This is a genomic window from Streptomyces sp. NPDC050508 (assembly GCF_040655155.1).
Lineage (GTDB): Bacteria > Actinomycetota > Actinomycetes > Streptomycetales > Streptomycetaceae > Streptomyces.
Window position 1 is genome coordinate 49,624 of sequence record NZ_JBFAJJ010000003.1, and the last position, 20,875, is coordinate 70,498.

Annotated in this window: 22 protein-coding genes; 6 read left to right on the forward strand and 16 right to left on the reverse strand. The window is 70.5% G+C overall.

The window, feature by feature from the left end; all coding sequences use genetic code 11:
• Positions 1–17: 17 nt before the first annotated feature.
• From AB0I69_RS09810 to AB0I69_RS09820, 3 genes are all read right to left on the reverse strand, one after another.
• Positions 18–599, reverse strand: coding sequence for a sugar kinase (locus AB0I69_RS09810; protein WP_363095084.1), 582 nt, complete (start codon positions 597–599; stop codon positions 18–20).
• Positions 596–1,744: an ROK family glucokinase gene (locus AB0I69_RS09815; protein ID WP_363095085.1), complete on the reverse strand. Its 1,149-nt coding sequence runs from the start codon at positions 1,742–1,744 to the stop codon at positions 596–598. The genes AB0I69_RS09810 and AB0I69_RS09815 overlap by 4 nt, the downstream gene beginning before the upstream one ends.
• Positions 1,745–1,883: 139 nt before the next feature.
• Positions 1,884–2,621 (reverse strand): GntR family transcriptional regulator, encoded by a 738-nt coding sequence (locus AB0I69_RS09820; protein ID WP_363095561.1) that lies wholly within the window; start codon positions 2,619–2,621, stop codon positions 1,884–1,886.
• A 130-nt stretch (positions 2,622–2,751) separates the two neighbouring features.
• Here AB0I69_RS09820 and AB0I69_RS09825 point away from each other — a divergent pair, with 130 nt between their 5' ends.
• Positions 2,752–3,768 (forward strand): Gfo/Idh/MocA family oxidoreductase, encoded by a 1,017-nt coding sequence (locus tag AB0I69_RS09825; RefSeq protein WP_363095086.1) that lies wholly within the window; start codon positions 2,752–2,754, stop codon positions 3,766–3,768.
• Positions 3,769–3,831: 63 nt separating this feature from the next.
• Here the strand turns inward: AB0I69_RS09825 and AB0I69_RS09830 are convergent, their stop codons facing one another.
• The 10 genes from AB0I69_RS09830 to allB all read right to left on the reverse strand — a co-directional run bounded on the left by AB0I69_RS09830 (position 3,832) and on the right by allB (position 13,831).
• Entirely contained in the window at positions 3,832–4,230 is a 399-nt protein-coding gene (locus AB0I69_RS09830; RefSeq protein ID WP_363095562.1) for a PaaI family thioesterase, read from the reverse strand.
• Positions 4,231–4,383: 153 nt separating this feature from the next.
• Positions 4,384–5,568 carry a cytochrome P450 gene (locus tag AB0I69_RS09835; RefSeq protein ID WP_363095087.1) on the reverse strand — a complete coding sequence of 395 codons (1,185 nt, stop codon included), beginning with the start codon at positions 5,566–5,568 and terminating at the stop codon, positions 4,384–4,386.
• Positions 5,569–5,633: 65 nt separating this feature from the next.
• Positions 5,634–6,314, reverse strand: coding sequence for a response regulator transcription factor (locus AB0I69_RS09840; protein ID WP_363095088.1), 681 nt, complete (start codon positions 6,312–6,314; stop codon positions 5,634–5,636).
• Positions 6,315–6,655: 341 nt separating this feature from the next.
• On the reverse strand, positions 6,656–7,912 hold the full coding sequence (locus AB0I69_RS09845) for a histidine kinase (RefSeq protein WP_363095089.1): 1,257 nt from the start codon (positions 7,910–7,912) through the stop codon (positions 6,656–6,658).
• A gap of 160 nt (positions 7,913–8,072) precedes the next feature.
• Entirely contained in the window at positions 8,073–8,462 is a 390-nt protein-coding gene (locus AB0I69_RS09850; protein ID WP_363095090.1) for a ribonuclease domain-containing protein, read from the reverse strand.
• A gap of 85 nt (positions 8,463–8,547) precedes the next feature.
• Positions 8,548–9,453: a DMT family transporter gene (locus AB0I69_RS09855; protein WP_363095563.1), complete on the reverse strand. Its 906-nt coding sequence runs from the start codon at positions 9,451–9,453 to the stop codon at positions 8,548–8,550.
• Positions 9,454–9,544: 91 nt separating this feature from the next.
• Complete coding sequence (locus AB0I69_RS09860; RefSeq protein WP_363095091.1) at positions 9,545–10,177, reverse strand: dihydrofolate reductase family protein; 633 nt, start codon at positions 10,175–10,177, stop codon at positions 9,545–9,547.
• Between the two features lie 128 nt (positions 10,178–10,305).
• Positions 10,306–11,124, reverse strand: coding sequence for an AIM24 family protein (locus tag AB0I69_RS09865; protein WP_363095092.1), 819 nt, complete (start codon positions 11,122–11,124; stop codon positions 10,306–10,308).
• A 204-nt stretch (positions 11,125–11,328) separates the two neighbouring features.
• The gene (gene alc, locus AB0I69_RS09870; RefSeq protein WP_363095093.1) at positions 11,329–12,444 is read right to left on the reverse strand and encodes an allantoicase; all 1,116 of its coding nucleotides are present in this window, start codon (positions 12,442–12,444) and stop codon (positions 11,329–11,331) included.
• Positions 12,445–12,493: 49 nt separating this feature from the next.
• Positions 12,494–13,831, reverse strand: a complete 1,338-nt coding sequence (allB, locus tag AB0I69_RS09875) for an allantoinase AllB (RefSeq protein WP_363095094.1) — start codon at positions 13,829–13,831, stop codon at positions 12,494–12,496.
• Positions 13,832–14,114: 283 nt separating this feature from the next.
• Between allB and AB0I69_RS09880 the strand changes: the two genes are divergently transcribed.
• Positions 14,115–14,909, forward strand: coding sequence for an IclR family transcriptional regulator (locus AB0I69_RS09880; protein ID WP_363095095.1), 795 nt, complete (start codon positions 14,115–14,117; stop codon positions 14,907–14,909).
• Positions 14,906–15,598 (forward strand): DUF6304 family protein, encoded by a 693-nt coding sequence (locus tag AB0I69_RS09885; protein ID WP_363095096.1) that lies wholly within the window; start codon positions 14,906–14,908, stop codon positions 15,596–15,598. The genes AB0I69_RS09880 and AB0I69_RS09885 overlap by 4 nt, the downstream gene beginning before the upstream one ends.
• Here AB0I69_RS09885 and AB0I69_RS09890 read toward each other — a convergent pair.
• Complete coding sequence (locus tag AB0I69_RS09890) at positions 15,595–15,888, reverse strand: DUF5955 family protein (RefSeq protein WP_363095097.1); 294 nt, start codon at positions 15,886–15,888, stop codon at positions 15,595–15,597. The genes AB0I69_RS09885 and AB0I69_RS09890 overlap by 4 nt on opposite strands.
• A gap of 216 nt (positions 15,889–16,104) precedes the next feature.
• Here AB0I69_RS09890 and AB0I69_RS09895 point away from each other — a divergent pair, with 216 nt between their 5' ends.
• Entirely contained in the window at positions 16,105–16,704 is a 600-nt protein-coding gene (locus tag AB0I69_RS09895; protein WP_363095098.1) for a nucleotidyltransferase family protein, read from the forward strand.
• Positions 16,705–16,887: 183 nt separating this feature from the next.
• A complete protein-coding gene (gene aceB / locus AB0I69_RS09900; RefSeq protein ID WP_363095099.1) occupies positions 16,888–18,510 on the forward strand; it encodes a malate synthase A in 1,623 nt (540 codons plus the stop codon).
• 7 nt (positions 18,511–18,517) lie between these two features.
• Here aceB and AB0I69_RS09905 read toward each other — a convergent pair whose 3' ends face one another.
• Together AB0I69_RS09905 and AB0I69_RS09910 are read right to left on the reverse strand one after the other, a co-directional pair.
• Positions 18,518–18,802, reverse strand: coding sequence for a SelT/SelW/SelH family protein (locus AB0I69_RS09905; protein ID WP_363095100.1), 285 nt, complete (start codon positions 18,800–18,802; stop codon positions 18,518–18,520).
• The gene (locus AB0I69_RS09910) at positions 18,799–19,767 is read right to left on the reverse strand and encodes a HipA family kinase (RefSeq protein WP_363095101.1); all 969 of its coding nucleotides are present in this window, start codon (positions 19,765–19,767) and stop codon (positions 18,799–18,801) included. Before AB0I69_RS09910 ends, AB0I69_RS09905 begins: the two co-directional genes overlap by 4 nt.
• Before the next feature lie 139 nt (positions 19,768–19,906).
• Here AB0I69_RS09910 and hemF point away from each other — a divergent pair, with 139 nt between their 5' ends.
• Positions 19,907–20,818: an oxygen-dependent coproporphyrinogen oxidase gene (gene hemF / locus AB0I69_RS09915; RefSeq protein ID WP_363095102.1), complete on the forward strand. Its 912-nt coding sequence runs from the start codon at positions 19,907–19,909 to the stop codon at positions 20,816–20,818.
• Positions 20,819–20,875: the final 57 nt, after the last annotated feature.

Sequence of the window (20,875 nt, forward strand, 5' to 3'; positions counted from 1 at the left end):
CCGGCCGGGGCCACCTGCTAGGGAACCGTGCGGGCGACGACGTAGACCATGGGGAGCTTCGGGTCGGACAGGTTCACCACGATGTCCTGGGTGGGGGCCGGGTCCTTCTGCTTGTTGACGACGCCCCACCAGGGGCCGGGGCCGGTGAACTTCCAACCGGTGATCTTCTGGTCACGGGCGCTGATGGTGATGTCGGTCTTCTTCAGCGTGTCCCGGTTGACGTCTATGCCCGCGAGGAAGGTGTCCAGGCCCGCGTCGGTGGTCTGGAACTGGACGTAGAGGCGGCTGGTCTTCCAGTTGTTGGTCTCGTAGAACGCGACCTCTTCGGCCGGGTGCGGGACCGGTACCTGGTAGAGGCGCCGCTGGACCTTCGAGGGCCAGCCCACGGTGAGGCCGGTCGCCGAGTACTTGTCCTCCTTGTCCTTGCCGCTGTTGCGGCTCTGGTTGGCGGAGATCGCCAGATAGACGGCCGGCACGCCGATGAGCAGCACGATGATGAGCAGGGTGATCGCTCGGCGGCGGGCCTTGTGGCGGGGGTCCTCGGGTGGTCGGGGCGGCTCGTCCCGAGGCGTGGCCTGGCGGGGCAGCGATGCGATCATGCCGTGTCCTGGCTGCCGCGCCGGAACTCCGCGAACCGCTCGTAGCGCTCGTACCGCTCGACCCGGCGGCGGTTGGCGCGGCGGAAGCGGCGGGCGACCAGGCGGGCGAGGTCGGCGGCACCCACCATGCCGGCCTCGGGGCCGAGCTGGGCGCGCACTATGCGGGCCTCGGGGCGGTAGCCGCGGCCGGTGAGCTGGCGCTTGAACGCGTCCCGCGCGGGGCCGATCAGCAGGTCGTCGGCGGCCGAGACACCGCCGCCGATCACGAAGCAGGACGGGTCGAGGGCGGCGGCGAGGTTGGCGATGCCGACGCCGAGCCACTGGCCGATGTCCTGGAGCAGCTCGATGCACATGGCGTCGCCCTCGCGGGCCAGCTCGGTGATCATCGGCCCGGTGATCTCGCCGATGTTGCCCTTGACGTGCTCGATGATCCCGTAGGCCACCGGGGAGTCCGCCGCGGCCAGCTCCCGGGCCTCCCTGACCAGCGCGTTGCCGGAGCTGTACTGCTCCCAGCAGCCGCGGTTGCCGCACGCGCAGCGGTGGCCGCCGGGCACGACCTGCATATGGCCGAACTCGCCGGCGACGCCGTACTTGCCGCGCTTGACCTGGCCGTCCTCCAGGATCGCGCCGCCGATGCCGGTGCCGAGCGTGATCATGACGAGGTGGTCCTCGCCGCGGCCGGCGCCGAAGCGCCACTCGGCCCAGGCGGCGGAGTTCGCGTCGTTGTCCACCAGGACGGGGACGGCGAGGCGGCTGGAGATGCGGTCGCGGAGCGGCTCGTTGCGCCAGGACAGGTGCGGGGCGAACAGGATGCGGTTGCGCTCCGCGTCGACCCAGCCGGCCGCGCCGATGCCGACCGCGTGCACGTCGTGCCGGTCGGACAGGTCCAGGACCAGTTCGACGATGGTGTCCTCGACGACCTTGGGGCTCTTGGACTTGTCCGGGGTCTCCGTGCGGAGCTTCTCCAGGATGTTGCCGTCGGCGTCCACGACGCCCGCCATGACCTTGGTGCCGCCGATGTCGATGCCGACCGTGGGCACGCGGGGGGCCGTCAGGTGCGAACGCCGCTCCCGGGTGCCGACGGTGCGGAGCGCGGGCGCGCGGCGGGAGCCTATGGGGGCGCTGAAATTGCCGTAGGTGCTCATCAGGCCCGATTCTGCCTCACCGTGACCGTGGGTGCTGTGCGGGGGCGTGAAGGGGGGTGCGGATCGTTGTTCAGTGCGGGCGCCAATCAATTCCCATTGTCCGGACATTATGACGAATAACGTGGGTGAAATGGTGCACTCAGGGGCGTACCAGGAGCTGGAACTCGAACGAGTAACGCGTCGGCCGGTAGGTGTGGCTGCCGAATTCGACCGCTCGGCCAGTGTCGTCGAATGTGGTGCGCTGCATGGTGAGCAGTGGGGCTCCCTCGATCTCGGCCAAGCGCTCGGCCTCCTCGGCCGTCGCGCCGCGGGCGCCGATGGACTGGCGGGCGCTGTGCAGGGTGATTCCGGCGGTGCGCATCATCCGGTACAGGCCGGTGGCCTCCAGCTGCGCGGTGTCCAGGTTGAGGAGGCCGAGCGGCAGGTGGTTGCTCAGGTACGCCATCGGCTCGCCGTGGGCGAGGCGCAGCCGGTCGATGCGGTGTACGTCGCTGTCCTCGGCCACGCCGAGTGCCGCCGCGACCTCGGCGGAGGCCTGGACGACGGTGTTGACGAGGACCTTCGTGGCGGGGCGCTGCCCGGCCGCCTCCAGGTCGTCGAAAAGGCTGCTGAGTTCCAGCGGGCGCTTGACCTGGCTGTGCACGACCTGGGTACCGACGCCCCGGCGGCGCACCAGGAGGCCCTTGTCGACCAGTGACTGGATGGCCTGGCGGACGGTGGGCCGGGACAGGCCGAGCCGGGCCGCCAGTTCGATCTCGTTGCCCAGCAGACTGCCCGGCGTGAGCGAGCCGTGTTCGATCGCGGCCTCCAGCTGCTGGGACAGCTGGAAGTACAACGGCACCGGGCTGCTCCGGTCCACGCTGAGTTCGAGCGGCACTGTCGGGTCCACCTCTGGTTTCGGCACGGGGCCGAGCGTAGCTGTGTGAATGGTTGACGGGAAGTGATGTAGTTCGATTGTCCGGACATACGCATTGACAGCGTGCCAGGTCGGCCCTCAGTTTGTTCCCATGCGCATCGGAGTCATCGGTACGGGCCGCATCGGGACCATCCATGCCAGGACCCTCAGCCGTCATCGTGAGGTCGGTTCGCTGATCCTCACGGACGTGGACCCCGCACGGGCCCAGGAGCTGGCCAACCGGCTGGGGGAAACGGCGGCACCGAGTACGGAGGAGATCTTCAAGTGGGGCGTGGACGCCGTGGTGATCACTACGGCGACATCGGCGCACGCCGAATTAATCGGCAGGGCGGCACGCTCCGGGCTCCCGGTGTTCTGCGAGAAGCCCATCGCGCTCGACCTGCCGGGCTCGTTGCAGGCGATCGCCGAGGTCGAGACGGCGGGAACGATCCTTCAGATGGGGTTCCAGCGCCGGTTCGACGCGGGCTACACGGGCGCCCGGGAGGCGGTGCGCTCGGGACGGCTGGGACGGTTGCACACCGTGCGGGCGATGACCTCCGACCAGACACCGCCGCCGGCCGCGTGGCTGCCGATCTCCGGCGGGCTGTACCGGGACACCCTGATCCACGACTTCGACATGCTGCGCTGGGTGACCGGGCGCGAGGTCGTCGACGTGTACGCGGCCGGGTCGGACGCCGGACCCGCGATGTTCCGCGAGGCCGGTGACATCGACACGGCCGCGGCGGTCCTCACACTGGACGACGGAACGCTGGCCACGGCGACGGCGTCGCGGCTGAACGGCGCGGGCTACGACGTCCGGATGGAACTGGCCGGGGAGCTCGACCAGGTCGTGGTCGGCCTGGACGACCGCACGCCCATCGCGTCCACCGAACCGAGCGGGCCGCCGGCCGCGACCAAGCCGTGGACCGGCTTCCTGGAGCGCTTCGGGCCCGCATACGAGGCCGAGTTGACGGCCTTCGTCGAGGTCGTGGTCGGTCAGCGCACCAATCCGTGCGACGGTCGCGAGGCCCTGCAGGCGCTACGGATCGCCGAGGCCTGTGACGTGTCCAGACGCGAGCGCAGACCGGTCCGCCTGGCGGAGATCGCCGGCGGCCTGCCCTTCAGTTGAGCGGTCGCACCGCTCGTCGTGGTGGGCGTCCTGGAAGGACGCCCACGAGAAGGACGTACGGACTCAGGGCGTACGGACCGGCAGCACCGTGCCCTGGGCGACCGCACAGAGGGACTCCGTGCCGTCGTCGGCGACCGTGAGGACGTCGCAGCGGACCACGGCCTGGCGCCGGCCGGCCTGCACGACCTCGGCGCGGGCGCGCAGGACACGGCCGGCGGCCGGGCGGACGTACTGGATGGAGAGGCCGCCGGTGAGGACCGCGGGGCCGAGTACCGTGCCACCGGCGAAGGTGAGCGCGTTGTCGGCGGCGTAGGCGAGGACGCCGCCGTGCACGAAGCCGTTCTGCTGGTGGAGGTCCTCCCTGATGTCGATCTCCAGCGTGGCGATGCCGTCCCCGAAGGCACTCAGGCGCGCGCCGATCAGCCTGCTGAAGGGCTGACTCTCCAGCGCCTTCCGCGCCATGGCCAGGTCGAACTCGACGAGTGCGGTCACGGGGGCAGGCCTCCTACGGCGTCCACTACGGCTTCATCACGGCGTCCACGACTGCTACTGCATCCACGACTGCTACGGGCTTCCAGGGGCTCCGCGGCTGCTACGGCGCCCGGTGCAGCCGTTCTACCAGCGCACCGGCAGGCTGCGCATCCCGCGCATCAGCATGCCCGGGAGCCAGTCGCCGGGCATGCCGTCCAGGGCGAGACCGGGGGCGCGCTCCAGCAGGGTGCGTATCGCCGTGCGGGCTTCGAGGCGGGCCAAGGGGGCGCCGAGGCAGTAGTGGATGCCGTGGCCGAAGGCGAGGTGGCCGCGGGCGTCGCGGCGGATGTCGAAGCGGTCCGGGGCCGGATAGCGGTCCCCGTCGCGGTCGGCCGCGGTCAGGCCGACCATGACCGGATCGCCCTGCGCCACGGAGATCCCGGCGATCTCCAGGGGCTCCGCGGCGAACCGGAACGTCGCGTTCTCCACCGGGCCCTCGTAGCGCAGCATCTCCTCGATCGCGCCGTCGAGCAGGGTCATGTCGGCGCGCAGGGCGGCGAGTTGGTCCGGGTGCGTGAGCAGGGCGTGGACGCCGCTGGTGAGGAGGTTGACGGTCGTCTCGTGGCCTGCGACGAGCAGGATGAAGGCCATGCCCCGCAGTTCCTGCGGGGAGAGCCGGTCGCCGTCCTCGGCGGTGGTGCGGATCAGGTCGCTCAGCAGGTCGTCACTGGGTCCGGCGCGGCGTTTGTCCTCGATCAGGTCGCCCAGATACTCGGCGAGTCGTACGAACGCGTCGTACTCGGTGCCCGAACTGGTGGGTGCCACCGCCTCCGTGGACAGTTTGCGGAACTCCGCGCGGTCCATCTCGGGCACGCCGAGGAGTTCGCAGATCACGGTGATCGGCAGCGGGTAGGAGAGCGACTCGACGAGGTCCGCGCGGCCGGCCGGCAGCATCGCGTCGAGCAGTTCGTCGGTGATCTGCTGGACGCGCGGCCGCAGTTCCTCGACCCGGCGCATGGTGAACGAGCGGGTGATCAGCCCGCGCAGGCGGGTGTGGTGCGGTGGGTCGGTGGTCAGCAGGTACCTGCCGATCAGCTCCTCGTCGAGGAACGTCACCCCGATCTTGCTGCCGTCCTTGGCCAGCCGCGGGTCGGCCAGCGCGGAGCGCGCCTCCTCGTGGCCCACGATCAGCCAGGTCACGTGGTGCTCGTCCGGCACCGGAAGACGCACGCGGTGCACCGGGCCCAGCTCCCGCAGCCTGGCGTACACCGGATGCGGGTCCCGCCGGAACTCCTCGCCCAGCTCCCCCAGATCGATGACTTCGGTCATGCCTGCCCCCTCCTGGACGATCCCCCGAGGTCTCCCAGTGCAGTGAGAACGGACGGCGTCGCCGGCTAGTGCCCGCTCTCCCCATCCTCTTCGAGCAGGCCCGCGTCGTACGCCAACAGGGCGATCTGTACTCGGTTGTTGAGGTCGAGCTTGGCCAGGATGCGGGAGACGTGGGTCTTGACGGTGGCGACGCTCATGAAGAGGCCGGTGGCGATCTCGGCGTTGGCGAGGCCCTGTCCGACGGCCACGGCCACCTCGCGTTCGCGGTCGCCCAGGGCGGCGACGCGTGCACGCGCGCGTGAGCGGCGGGTGTCGGTGGCGGTGCCCGCCGCGTGCTCCATCAACTGGCGGGTGACCGCGGGCGACAGCACGGGATCACCGGCCGCGACCCGGCGTACCGCGTCGAGGATCTCGGCGGGCGGGGTGTCCTTGAGGACGAAGCCCGCGGCGCCCGCGCGCAGGGCCCGCAGCACCTGTTCGTCGGCGTGGAAGGTGGTGAGGACGACGATCTGGGGCGCGTCGCCACGGGCACGCAGCCGTTCCGTGGCGGTCAGTCCGTCCACCGACGGCATACGGATGTCCATGAGGACGACGTCCGGGTGGACGCGGTCGACGAGCTCCTCGACCTCGCTGCCGTCGGCGGCCTCGCCGACGATCTCGATGTCGGCGGCGCCGCCCATCATGAAGGACAGCCCGGCCCGCACCAGCGGGTCGTCGTCGACAAGGAGCAGTCTGATCGCAGTCATGGGGCTACGTAACCACGGCTCCGCGGTGGGTGGTGGCGGCACTGTCGTCGGCACCGCGATCGACTACTGCGGCGGCGGGACGGCCGTGCGACCGGTGTTGCACGGCGGCGTCCAGGGCGCCCCGTCCGGCCGGAGTCCCGCGCCAACACGTAGGCGTGGCTCGCGAGTTGGTAGGAGCTCGCGTGGACGGTGCCGGAGCGAGCGGGGCTGCGCGGCGCGCACTCCCCCGCCACGCCCCCTGATCGCAGGCCGGCGGTGGTGGGACAGGGATGCTGTGTCTCCGGAAGCGGCCGCCATCCCCCTTGCCCAGAACGGGAGTTACCCGTAGCGCCGGACGACACTCACCCCCACGGCAGCCAGGCCCGCACCCGGAACCCCCCGTCCTGCCCCGGCCCGTGCTCCAACCGTCCCCCCGCCAGCGTCGCCCGCTCGGTCAGGCCGATCAGACCCTGGCCGGAGCCGGGAACGTGCGGGACCTCGCCCTCCGGGGGCGGGTTGTGCACGGCGATCACCAGGCCGTCGCCCGGGGTGCCGGTGACGGTCACCGTGACCTCGGTGCCGGGGGCGTGTTTGCGGGCGTTGGTGAGGCCCTCCTGGGCGATGCGGTAGGCGGTGCGGCCGACCGAGGCGGGGACGGCGGCGGGGTCGGTGACCCGGTTGTCGAGGCTGACCTTCATGCCGGCCTCGCGGGACTCGGCGACCAGCGCGTCCAGGGCGCCGAGCGTGGGCTGCGGGCGGCCCGTGTCGTCGGGTTCGCCCGCGCGCAGCACGCCGATGATCTCCCGCAGGTCCTGGAGGGCCTCGTGGGCACTCTCGCGGATGACGCCGGCCGCCCGCGCGATCTCCTCGCGGGGCGCGTCCGGCCGGAACTCCAGCGCGCCCGCGTGCACGCTGAGCAGGGTCAGCCGGTGGGCGAGCACGTCGTGCATCTCGCGTGCGATGGCCTCGCGGGCGAGCCGCTGGGCCTGCTCTGCGCGCAGCTCCGCCTCCGTCTCGGCGCGCCGGGCGCGGTCGCGCAGGCTCAGCATGAGCTGCCGCTTGGACCGTACGAACATGCCCCAGCCGATGACGGTGAGGGTGAACAGTTCGGTGAACGCGACCGCTCCGGCGTACGGCAGGTCGGGGTCGGGGCGCAGCCAGAAGAAGACCGGGGTCAGGGCGAGTTGGATGCCGCCGATCCAGGCCACGTACCGGAAGGGGCGGTGCACGGCGAGGGTGAAGAGGGCGACCAGGCCGGCGCCGCCCGCCGTGGTCGAGACGAGGCCGACAGGGATCATGGCGATCGCAAGCCCGACCGGCCAGCGGCGGCGCAGCCACACGGCGCCGCAGGCGAGGACTCCGACGAGCTGGTCCGCGACGGCGAGGGGGTGCGGGGTCGCGGTGTCGTTCTTGAGGGTCTTCGCGGCGGCCAGGCCGATGAACACGGCCAGCAGGAAGCAGCAGACGTCGACGACCCAGTCGCGGGCGGTACGGCGGGGGCGCCCGGGCCGTACGACGTCGGGATCGAGCTCGTCGGCCACGGCGGACGGCAGCAGCCAGCGGCGCCCCGCGAACGCCGCCGGTACCTGCGCGGTCCTGTCATCAGTCACGGTCGACAAATCTACGCAGGGCCAGGTCCGGTCACCCCACCGCGACGGGGATCGCCGACCAAAGTTGCGGCATCACAGACTTTCGGCGGACATGCCTCGCCCCGCGGCCCATGAACGTGGGGGGAGCCGCGGGGCGAGGGGCGAGCAGTGGTGCAGCTGGGCGTTCGGCTCAGCAGCCGAAGTTGATCAGGTTGAACGTGACGTAGTGGTCCGAGGTGTAGTAGTCCTCCTGGGACTCCTCACCGGTGACGATGCGGCGAGCTCCGCGCGTGGACGAGCCGGGCGTGATGACCGTGTACTCGTGGTAGTAGCCCGACGACTGCGAGGGCAGGACTCCTTCCTGGTTCCGGAAGACGACCCCGTCCTGCGAGTAGGGGAACGGCCCGTCCGATGCGATCAGGTCGAGCGTGTCGTACGCCTGGGACGGCAGGGCGCTGTAACAGATGCTGCCGACCGCGGCGGAGGCCGGCGAGGCGGTGGCGACGGTGCCGCCCACAAGCAGGGCGGACAGGAGAGCGGCTGCGGCTCCGATGCGAGTGGCGCGTGGGGGGAATCTCATGGCTCCATGATGACGCGCGTAGACAGTGGCATGTCAATGACAACTCTGCAGAATTTCCCGTCAAGTCCGATGAGTTTTCCAGGAGTTAACGTGCGGCCCCGCGCCCCCACGCGGTCCCCACAAGTACGAGCACGCCGCCTGCCAGCCCGAACGCGCCGAGCCGTTCGCCGCCGAGCGCGATACCGGCCGCGGCGGCCCACAGGGGTTCGGTGCCGAGCAGCAGGCTGACCCGGGAGGGGGAGGTCCGGCGTACGGCCCACATCTGGACGAAGAACGCGAACAGGGTGCAGAACGCGGAGAGGAACAGCAGCCCGGCCCACTCGCGTGGCCCGAAGTCGGCCGCCGTCGCCCACGGTGTGGTGTCGGCGCCGGTCGACAGGATCGCGAACACCGCGACGGCGGTGGCGAGTTGGACGGTGGTCAGGGGCAGCGCGTCGGCGCCCTGCACGGACTTGACGCGCGACATGGCGAGGACGTGCAGGGTGCGGGCGAGGGCCGCGAGCAGCATGAGGAGGTCGCCGAGGGAGGGGCGGGAGAAGCCCGCGCCCTGGGTCAGCAGCAGCACGCCGAGCACGGAGAGGGCTGCCGCGCCGAGGAAGGCCCGGGAGGGCCTGGTGCGGGTCACGGCGGCCTCCGCGAGCGGGGTGAAGATCATGGTGAGGCTGATGATCAGGCCCGCGTTGGTCGCCGAGGTGTGGACGACGCCGTAGGTCTCCAGGAGGAAGATCCCGGCGAGGATCAGCCCGAGCAGGCCCGCGCCGCGCCACTGGGCGGCCGTGAGAGCGCGCAGCGAGCGGTGGCCCACGACCGCGAGGACGGGCAGGACGAGGGCGAAGCGCAGGACCAGGACGGCGAGGACCGTGCGGGCCGTGGTGATGTCCTTGGCGGCGAGATAACTGGCGCCCCAGACCACCGCGACCAGCAGGACGGGCAGGTCGGTGAGCCAGGCTCGGCGGGGGGCGACGGCGCGCGGTACGGCGATCGAGGACATGGGGGCGGCTCTCCCGGTCTCCAGCGAAGGGGTGGAGACATCGGCGGCTGCCACACGGAACGATCACCGTACCGGCGCGGACCTCGGCTGACTAGGCGTTTTCCGCATCGGCGTCCGCGTACGAGCCGTAGGTCGGGCGGCCCGCCAGGTCGTACGACTGGATGGAGACGCCGGTGCTGGTGACGCGCCCGCCCGTGTGCCGGAAGGCCATGGGGGCGGTGCCCTCGGGGAACAGCCGCAGGCCGCTGCCGAGTACGACCGGGAAGGTCACCAGGTGGAGCGTGTCGACGAGGTCGAGCGCGAGGAGGGACCGGACGAGGGCGCCGCTGCCGTGCACCTGGAGTTCGCCCTCGGTGCGCTCCTTGAGGTCGGTGACCTCCTTGGCGAGGTCGCCACCGAGGACGGTGGTGCCGGCCCAGGAGGGGTCGGTGACGGTCGACGAGGCGACGTACTTCGGCAACGCGTTCAGCTTGGAGGCGATCGGGTCGGCCGGGTCGGTCTTGTCCGGCCAGTACGAGGCGAAGATGTCGTACGTACGGCGGCCGAGCAGATAGGCGCCGGAGCGGTCGAAGACCTCGACCACGAACCGGCCGAAGTCGTCGTCGCCGTAGACGAAGCTCCAGCCGCCGTGCTCGAAGCCGCCGCGGGTGTCCTCTTCGGGGCCGCCGGGTGCTTGGTAGACGCCGTCGAGGGTGACGAAGATGGTGGAGACGAGCTTGCCCATGTCGGGTGCCTGCTTCCTGGTGCGGGAGCGGATGGTGTCATCAGCTCAGACCCCTTGGGCCCCCGCAACTCATCGGTCTTCTCACCGGTCTTCTCACCGGTCTTCTCATCGGTCTTCGCTACGGCGTCTCATCCGGCGTGCGTCGAGAACATGCCGCCCGTCGGGCCCTGCTTGTCGCCGCCCTGGGCCTTCTTCAGGGCGTTGGCGAGGCTCTCGATGGTGAGGGACTGGAGGATCACGCGGCCGTTGCCCTCCAGGGTGGCCAGGGACAGGCCCTCGCCGCCGAACACGGCGTTCATCAGGCCCTGGCGGTTGAGGCCGCCGATGCGCTGGACGCCGTACTGGACGCCCTCCTCGAAGGCGACGAGGCAGCCGGTGTCGACCTCGATGCGGCCGCCGAAGTCGGCCGGATTCAGGTCGATGAAGTTGCCGGCGCCGGCGATGATCACCGTGCCGTGCCCGGTGAACTTCTCCAGGACGAAGCCCTCGCCGCCGCTCATGCCGGTGCGGCCGCCCTGGAAGGCGATGCCGAACTGGACGGTGGACTCGGCGGCCACGAAGGCGTCCTTCTCCGCGAACCACGCGCGCGTGCCGTTCAGCTCCAGGGCGCGCATCTCACCGGGGAGCACGCCCGCGAAGCCGACGGTGCCCTCGCCGCCCTGGGAGGTGAAGTACTGGAACGCCATCGACTCGCCGGCGAGCACGCGCTGGCCGACCTGCATGGCGGTGCCCATGGCCTGGCGGAGCATGCCGCCCATGCCGCTGCCGCCCGAGCCGCCGCCTTGTTGCTGGCCGCCGCTCGACGGTCCGCTCAGGCGGGTCTCCATGGTCACGTTCGTCGTCTTGAACAGGAACTTTCCGGCCTCGCAGTACACGGTCTGGCCGGGGTTCAGGTTGACGACCGCCATCTGCATGGCGTTGCCGACGATTTCTTGCTGAAGGGTCACGAGAGGAGAACGTAGCGGGTGGCCGTCTCGGTTCCGGGTGCGGGTGGGTTGTGGCTCGTGTCCCTGGGGGCTCCGCCCCCAGACCCCCGTCGGCCCTGAAGGGGCCTCGTCCTCAAACGCCGGACGGGCTGGATGATGCCGGCCTGTGTTGGAGAAGCGCCGGAGGGGCTGAGAATCAGCGCCTCCGGCATGTGGCAGCAGGCGTCAGCCGCCCAGCTCCTGATGGCGGGCCGCCAACCCCGCCGCCCCCTGCTCCGTCAGCGAGCCGAACAACCGCAGTCGCGAGATCCCGCCGTCGGGATAGATGTCCACGCGCGCGTGCGTACCGATCGCCGGGGTCGGCAGGACGAAGCGGTGGTTCGTGTCCGGCTGGAGGCGGGTGCGCGGGAGGATCTCCGTCCAGGTGCCGGTCTCGCCGTCCCGTACCGATACCGATGCCCAGCCCGCGCTGTTGCCCTTCAGGTACGCCGTGTCGATCTCGATGGCGCGGATCTGGGACTGGCCGGCCAGGCCGTAGCGGATCCAGTCGTTGCCCTGGTCGCGGCGGCGGCGGGTCTCCCAGCCGTCGTCCATCTTGCGGGAGCGGCCGGGCTGGATGGTGTTGGTCGCGGGTGAGTAGAAGAGGTTGGAGGCGTCCTCGGCCCGGCCGCCGTTCTCCAGGGCGACCACGTCGAAGGTGCCCAGCGCCGCCAGCCACTTCGGGTCGGGTACGACCTCGCCGTAGATGCGCAGGCGGGCGATGCCGCCGTCGGGGTGCTGGTTGACGCGGAGGTGGGTGAAGCGCTGTTCGACGGAGATGGCGAAACCATTCGCCGCGTGGCCGCCGACCGGTGTGCGCGGGACCAGGGTCGTCCACTTCACGTCGTCGGAGAGCAGGTCCTCGGGGGACGGGGAGCCTTGCGCCGAGACGCCCTCGACCGACACCGCCTGCGGGTAGTTGCCGCGGAAGTGGGCCGTGTCGACGACGATGCCCCGGACGACGCCGGGGGCGCCGAGGCGGACCAGCGCCCAGTCGTGGTCCTCGGCCGTCGGCCAGGGGTGGTCCGCCGAGGCGCCGCGGCGGCGGCGGGTCTCCCAGCCGTCCATGATCTTGCCTTTGTGGCCGAAGTGCTCGGGATCGAACTCCGCGGGCCCGGGTACCAGGAGGTTCTCGCGCTCGGCGAAGAACTCGTCGTTGGCGGCGATGACACCGGCGCCGAGCTGCCGGTCGGCGAGGTTGGCGTACTGGGTGAAGGGGAAGTCGGCCGTGCGGTAGTCCGCGTACGGGTCGCCGCCTCCGTAGGGGTTCGCGTCGCCGGTGAAACTGGGAATCGCCGTCACTGCTGTGTCTGCCTTTCGGGAGTGGGCCGCTGCGGGTGCGGGGTGTGAATCAGGGGGTACGGGTCAGGAGTTGGCCCTTCGGGTCGGTGAACTCGCCGTCCAGCACGATGCGTTCGCCGCGCAGCCAGGTCGACTTCACGACGCCGCTGAGGGTCTTACCGGCGTACGCCGTGACGCGGTTGCGGTGTTGGAGGGCTGCCGGGTCCACGGTGAACGTCTCGTCGGGTGCGAGGACCGCGAAGTCGGCGTCGCGGCCCGCCTCGATGGCGCCCTTCTGGTCAAGTCCCGCCAGCTGTGCGGTCCTTGAGGACATCCAGCGGACGACGTCCGTCAGGTCGTGGCCGCGCTTGCGCGCCTCCGTCCACACTGCGGCGAGGCTGAGTTGGAGGCCGGAGATGCCGCCCCACGCGGTGGCGAAGTCGTGGGTCTTCAGGTCGGCCGTCGATGGCGAGTGGTCCGTGACGACGCAGTCGATCGTGCCGTCGGCCAGCGCCTGCCACAGCAGGTCCTGGTTGGCGGACTCGCGGATGGGCGGGCAGCACTTGAACTCGCTTGCGCCGTCCGGGACTTCCTCCGCCGTGAGGGTCAAGTAATGGGGGCACGTCTCCACCGTGATGCGGACACCCTCGGCCTTCGCGGCGGCGATGAGGGGGAGTGCGTCCGACGAGGACAGGTGGAGCACGTGCACGCGCGCGTTGAGCCGCTTCGCCTGTGCGATCAGCCCCGCGATGGCCGTGTCCTCGGCGTCGCGCGGGCGGCTGGCGAGGAAGTCGGCGTACTTGGGGCCGCCCTGCTGCGGGGCCGCTTCGAGGTGGTGCGGGTCCTCCGCGTGGACGATGAGCAGGCCGCCGAATCCGGCGATCTCGGCCAGGGACAGGGCGAGTTGATCCTGGTCCAGGTGCGGGAACTCGTCCACGCCGGAGGGGGACAGGAACGCCTTGAAGCCGAAGACTCCGGCGTCGTGCAGCGGGCGCAGGTCCTTGACGTTGTCGGGCAGGGCGCCACCCCAGAAGCCGACGTCTATGTGGGCTTTCGTTGCGGCGACTTCCTGCTTCGTACGGAGGTTGTCGACCGTCGTCGTCGGCGGGAGGGAGTTGAGCGGCATGTCGATCAGGGTGGTGATGCCGCCGGCCGCCGCCGCGCGCGTGGCGGTCCAGAAGCCTTCCCAGTGGGTACGCCCGGGGTCGTTCACATGGACGTGGGTGTCGACCAGGCCGGGCAGCAGGACGTCGTCGCCGAAGTCCTCGAACCGTGCTCCGGACGGGACTTGGGCGTCGTACGGGAGGACGGCCGTGATCTTTCCTCCGGCGACCGCGACCGCCGCCGCGCGCGTCCCCTCGGGAGTGATGACACGTGTGGAGCGCACCACCAGTTCAGCGTCGGACACCCGGACCCCTCTCTCTGCCGCCGTCGTCACTTCCGTTACTTCCGGGAAACGGGATTTACGTCCACGTAACGGAATTCAACGTTCTGTTGAAGGAGTCTTCACTCCCGCTCCCGTACCGTCAAGGGCACACTTCTCCACGATGCGCCCCATGCGCACACTCTGGACGTTTCCACAAAGCGGAATTAAACTTCCGGCAAGCAGAACGTAGCTACGCACAGGCGGGGAGTCAACCGACCCCCGGGTAGGCTTCAGCCCTTCCCGCCCGTGCCGAAAGGAACGCGCCGTGCCGCCGTCCAGCGCCAGCACCACCGACTCCACCAAGTCCGCCACGGGCGGTGTCCAGTCCCTGGAGCGCGCCTTCGACCTGCTGGAGCGGATGGCCGACGCGGGCGGTGAGGTCGGCCTGAGCGAGCTCTCCGCGAGCAGCGGCCTCCCGCTGCCCACCATCCACCGCCTGATGCGCACGCTCGTGGCCTGCGGTTACGTCCGCCAGCAGGCCAACCGCCGGTACGCCCTCGGCCCGCGCCTGATCCGCCTGGGCGAGTCCGCGTCCCGGCTGCTCGGCACCTGGGCCCGCCCCTACCTCGCCCGGCTGGTCGAGGAGACCGGCGAGACGGCGAACATGGCGCTCCTCGACGGCGACGAGATCGTGTACGTCGCGCAGGTGCCGTCCAAGCACTCGATGCGGATGTTCACCGAGGTCGGCCGGCGCGTCCTTCCGCACTCCACCGGCGTCGGCAAGGCCCTCCTCGCCAACACTCCGGACCACGAGGTGCGCGCGCTGCTCGCCCGTACCGGCATGCCCGCCGCGACCGACAAGACGATCACCACGCCCGAGGGTTTCCTCGCGGCGCTGGAGGACGTGCGCCGCCTCGGCTACGCGATCGACGACAACGAGCAGGAGATCGGCGTGCGCTGCCTCGCCGTCTCCGTGCCCAACTCCCCCACCGCCGCCGCGATTTCGATCTCGGGCCCGGCGGGCCGGGTCACCGAGTCGGCGACCGACAAGATCGTGCCGGTGCTCCAGCAAGTGGCCGGCGAACTGTCGGAGGCACTGGCCAGCCAGAACCCCGCGTGAGCGCCGGGCAGTTCTGGCCCGGCCGGTACACCGACCGGCATGGCACCGAGGCGGTCGTCTTCGAGTCGGACGGCCGGGAGCTGATCCGCACGACGATCAGGGGCGTCCGCTTCGAGGGCTACAGCATGGACGACCTCGGCGCGCTCGGCGGGGAACCGCCGGAGGCCCCGTTCGCCTTCTTCGACGGGGCGTTGTGCTCCTGCCTCCTGGAGTGGGAGGTGCCGATGTCCGTCGCGGTCGAGGGGCAGGGCGTGCGTACGGCGGTGCTGGACTGCGCGTTGCGGCTCGGGGCGCCGGGCAGGCCGGGCAGGGGTCTGGACGCGGAGACACTGACGACCACTCTGCGCCTCGACGGGCACGCGTACCGGAGCAGGGACGGCCAAGGGGACTTCGAGTCGGCGCTGACCGACATCCAGCGTCTGCTTCCGGCGGGCGTCCGGATCCGGGCCTGCGTCGCATGCGCATGGTCCGACTACAACCCGGCCGGCAACGGACTCATGGCGGGGCTGGCCTGCTTCCGTGACGTCAAGGACCGCTACCGTCAGATCGACGACAAGCACGGACCCCGGGGCATCTTCGCCCTCTGGGACGAGCACACCGAGTTCGTCCAGGAGACCTGGCTCTGCGGGGAGTTCGAGCAACGGGACGGGGACGCCGGCTACCGGGGAGCGTTCCCGGCGCCGAACTAGCCCTGGCCGCGCCGCGGTTGACCGAACAGTTCCACGGCGTTGCGTACGTCCGTCAGTCCCCTCGTGAGCGCGCTCACCGAGCCGATCGCACCGGCGATGAGGAGCAACGAGCGGCGCAGGCGCGGGATTTCGGGGATGCCGTCGATGGTCATCGCGGCCAGCGCCGCGAGTTCGTCCTCGGCGATGACACGGTCGGGGAACTCGGCCGGATGCGCGGCCAGTTCGCGGCGCAACCGGGACACCGCGGTCCGCAGTTCCGCCACCCTCGGATCCTCGTCGCTGCCGGTCAATGACCTCTGCCCCAAGCTCCGCAACACAGCTCTCCCCCCTCGCACGCCTTCGTGCGCAAGAACTTTGTGATCCCGCCGCGCACCCCGCGAACACTGGTCGGGCGCCGAGGGACGCGGGCCAGTAAACGCCACCCGGTGCGGGGCGCGCCACTCCGTGGACCGAAATTAAGTAGGAGGATTCCGTCCGGTAGCCGCCGCGTCAGGTATGCAGGACGCATGACGCGAAACGAAGACCAGGTCGCCGGGCTGCTGCTCGCCGCGGGCGGCGGCCGGCGGCTCGGCGGGCGGCCCAAGGCGCTGCTACGACACCGGGGGCGGCCCCTCGTGGAGCACGCGGTCGGAGTCCTGCGCGCGGCCGGCCTCACCCGCGTCCATGTGGTCCTGGGGGCGCGCGCAGAAGCCGTACGGGAGCAGGCGGAGCTGACCGGGTGCGTGGTCGTGGAGAACCCGGAGTGGGAGCAGGGCATGGGGTCCTCGCTGCGGGCCGGGCTCGGCTCGCTGGCGGGTACGGGCGCGCGGGCGGCGCTCGTGTCGCTCGTCGACCAGCCCGGGATCGGCGCGGAGGCGGTGGCGCGGGTGCTGGCCGGGTTCACGGACGAGGACTCCCTCGTCTCGGCCGCCTACGACGGGGTACGCGGGCATCCGGTGCTGTTCGGTGCCGCGCACTGGGCCGGGATCGCCGAGAGCGCGACCGGGGACCGGGGGGCGCGGGCGTACCTCAAGGCGCACGCGGACGCGGTCACGCTCGTCGAGTGCGGGGATGCGGCGGAGCCGTACGACATCGACACTGAGGCGGACCTCGTCCACCTTGAGTGAGCGGGGTGGCACTGAGCGCCACTTTGGCTCGATCCGGAGAATCTCGATATCAACAAACCATTGAACTTCCACAATGAGGAAACTAGTATCCACTGTTCAGAAGCGCCCGACGGCCCCTCGGGTGCTCCCAGCCCTACCCGGGTCACTTGGCACCCGGTGCCACGCTGAAGGAAGTGACAGTTCATGTCCGCACCAGCGCCGTCCTCGCCGGTCGTCGTCGACGCCGAACCCCTCCCCCGGCAGGAGGAGGTCATCACCACCGAGGCCCTCGCCTTCGTGGCCGAGCTGCACCGCCGGTTCACACCCCGCCGGGCCGGACTCCTCGCCCGCCGGGCCAAGCGCCGCGCGGAGATCGCCCGTACCTCCACCCTCGACTTCCTCCCGGAGACCGCCGCGATCCGCGCCGACGACTCCTGGAAGGTGGCCCCCTCCCCCGCCGCCCTGAACGACCGGCGCGTCGAGATCACCGGCCCCACCGACCGCAAGATGACGATCAACGCCCTCAACTCGGGCGCCAAGATCTGGCTCGCGGACTTCGAGGACGCCTCCGCGCCGACCTGGGAGAACGTCGTCACCGGCCAGCTCAACCTGATCGACGCCTACACGCGCGCGATCGACTTCACCGACCCCAAGTCCGGTAAGTCGTACGCCCTGAAGGCCGAGGACGAGCTGGCGACCGTCGTGATGCGGCCGCGCGGCTGGCATCTGAACGAGCGTCACCTCCTGGTCGACGGTGAGCAAGTCCCGGGCGCCTTCGTGGACTTCGGGCTGTACTTCTTCCACAACGCGCAGCGGCTGCTGGATCTCGGCAAGGGCCCGTACTTCTACCTCCCGAAGACCGAGTCGCACCTCGAAGCCCGGCTGTGGAACGACGTGTTCGTCTTCGCGCAGGACTACGTCGGCATCCCGCAGGGCACCGTCCGCGCGACCATGCTGATCGAGACGATCACCGCCGCATACGAGATGGAGGAGATCCTCTACGAACTCCGCGACCACGCCTCGGGGTTGAACGCGGGCCGCTGGGACTACCTGTTCTCCATCGTGAAGAACTTCCGTGACGGCGGGCCCAGGTTCGTCCTCCCGGACCGCAACGCGGTGACGATGACGGCCCCGTTCATGCGGGCGTACACCGAACTCCTCGTCCGTACCTGCCACAAGCGCGGAGCGCACGCGATCGGCGGCATGGCGGCGTTCATCCCGTCCCGTCGTGACGAGGCGGTCAACAAGGTCGCGTTCGAGAAGGTCAAAGCGGACAAGGACCGTGAGGCGGGCGACGGTTTCGACGGGTCGTGGGTGGCCCACCCGGACCTGGTGCCGATCGCCATGGCCTCCTTCGACGCGGTGCTCGGCGAGAAGCCGAACCAGAAGGACCGGCTGCGCGAGGACGTCGACGTCAAGGCCGCCGATCTGATCGCCGTGGACTCACTGCACGCGAAGCCGACGTACCCGGGGCTCGTCAACGCCGTTCAGGTGGGCATCCGTTACATCGAGGCGTGGCTGCGCGGGCTCGGTGCGGTCGCCATCTTCAACCTGATGGAGGATGCGGCCACCGCCGAGATCTCGCGCTCGCAGATCTGGCAGTGGATCAACGCGGGCGTCGAGTTCGAGAACGGCGAGAAGGCAACTCCCGAACTGGCGCGCAAGGTTGCCGCCGAGGAGCTGGAGAACATCCGCGCCGAGATCGGTGCGGACGCCTTCGCCGCGGGCCACTGGCAGCAGGCCCACGACCTGCTCCTGGAGGTCGCGCTCGACGACGACTACGCGGACTTCCTGACGCTGCCCGCGTACGAGCAGCTCAACGGCTGACACACCGTCATCTGTCCGAGTGGCCCAGGGACTTGTCCGGGGCCACTCGGTCGCGTACGAGCTGCTTCACGGCCGTGGGCTCCGGGAAGCCCTGTTCGCGCCGGTCCCACACGACCTCGTCGTTGACCCGGACGACGAAGACACCACCGGTGCCGGGCTTCAGGGACAGTTCCGTCAACTCGGTCTCGAAGGTGGTCAACAGCTCCTGCGCCAGCCAGGCCGCGCGCGGCAGCCAACGGCACTGGGTGCAGTACTCGATCTGTACGCGGTTCTCCGCGAGGACGTCCGTCATCCGAGGTGTACCGACCAATCCTGTTCAGCCGCCGGTTTGCCGTGCAGGTCGGGGACCCGCTTGAGCCAACTCGGGCGGCCCTGCTGTGTCTTCGCCGCGCGGAGGGCCTCCTCGGCGGCGCGTTCCTCCCCGCTGGGGAAGTCGGTGGGGAGCCAGGCGGCGGAGGCCTTCACGCGCGCGTGGAGGTAGGCGACGTACGCCTCCCGTACGGCGTCGGGTGTGGCGAAGCCCGGTTCGTCGGCAAGCCAGGCGTCCGGCACCTCGGCCGCGATGCGGCGCAGCAGCTCCGCGGTCACCTTGGGGGCCAACTCGGCGTCTGCGGCCCGGGTGTTCGGGGTGTAGTGGCCAAGGGCGTGGTGGCGGAAGTCGTAGGCCTTCGTGGGGTCGGCGCCGTCCCAGCGGTGGTGGAAGACGAGGGCGGCGCCGTGGTCGATGAGCCACAGGCGCGGGGGTGCGATGCCTAGCGTGGGCCAGATCATCAGGTTGGAGCTGTGGACCGTACGGTCGACGTTGACGGTCAACGCGTCGAGCCAGACGATCTTCCCGGCCTCCAGTGGGTCGACCGTGCAGCGCGCGGCGACCTCCGGGGTGAAGTCCTGCGCGCCCGGCAGATAGTCCATGCCGAGGTTCAGTCCGGCGCTCGCGCGGTGCAGGTCCCGGACCTCCTGGTGGGGTTCCTCGTCGGCGATCTCCGGATCGAAGTGCACGAGCACCAGCTCGGGGAAGCGCAGCCCGAGGGCGCGGGCCAGCTCTCCCACGATCACCTCGGCGACCAGCGCCTTGCGGCCCTGCGCGGAGCCGGTGAACTTGACGACGTAGGTGCCGAGGTCGTCGGCCTCGACGACTCCGGGTACGGAACCGCCGGACCGCAGGGGCGCGACATAGCGGGTTGCCGTGACCTCTCTCAGCGTGTTCTCGGGCCCTTCGCCACCCACGGTGCGCCCCTTGCTTCCGGCTTTCGGCATGAAGTGAGCATAGTAACCAAGGGTGACTGCCACCTGTCCGGCATGGCCTCCGGCCGGATACTCCGGGGCAACCTCAGCCCACCCGTACTCGTCTCCCGACCGGGAACCCTGTCCCGTCGAGACAAGTGAAGGTGTCCGTATGACGACCCATCGCGACCAGGTACTGGCGCTGATGTTCGACGCACAGACCGCGCTCGTCCGGGCCTTCGAGGAGTGCGACGGCGAGTCCCGCTTCACGCCGCACGCATGGGAACGGCCCGGTGGCGGGGACGGCTGGGCCCGAATACTGGAGGGTGGCGCGGTGTTCGAGCGCGCCGGGGTCAACGTCTCGGCGGTGCACGGCGAACAGGTGCCCGCCGCGATCACCGACCGGCAGGACATCGACCCCGGCGCCGGGTTCTTCGCCACCGGCCTGTCCACCGTGCTGCATCCGCGCAACCCCTGGGTGCCCGCCTTCCACGCGAACTTCCGCTACTTCGAGGTCGGCGAGGGGCGCGAGGTCTGGTGGTTCGGCGGCGGCGCCGACCTGACCCCCTCGTACGGCTTCGAGGAGGACGCCCGGCATCTGCACCGGACTCTGAAGGACTGCTGCGACACGTTCGACCCGGACTTCTACGCGCGGGCGAAGAAGAGCTGCGACGAGTACTTCTACCTGCCGCACCGGGAGGAGACCCGGGGTGTGGGCGGCATCTTCTTCGACCGGATGCACCCGGAGGGGCCCGACGGCTGGGAGCGCGCCTACGGGTTCGTCGAGCGGGGCCTGAACTCCCTTGTCCCCGCCTACCTGCCGATCGTGCGGCAACGCGTGCAGACCGTCTACGGCGAACGCGAGCGGCAGTGGCAGCTGCTGCGCCGGGGACGGTACGCGGAGTTCAACCTGATCCACGACCGCGGCACCCGGTTCGGGCTGGAGAGCCGGGGCAACACCGAGGCCGTCCTGATGGCGCTGCCACCGCTGGCGTCCTGGAGCTTCGGTGTCGTCCCACGGCCCGGCAGCGAGGAGGAACGTCTCGCCGAGTTCCTACGACCTCGGGACTGGCTCACCGCCTAAGCGCTCCGCTGGAAGTGCCGCGAAGGCCGTCGAACGACTGCGCCACCGTCGTGGCGG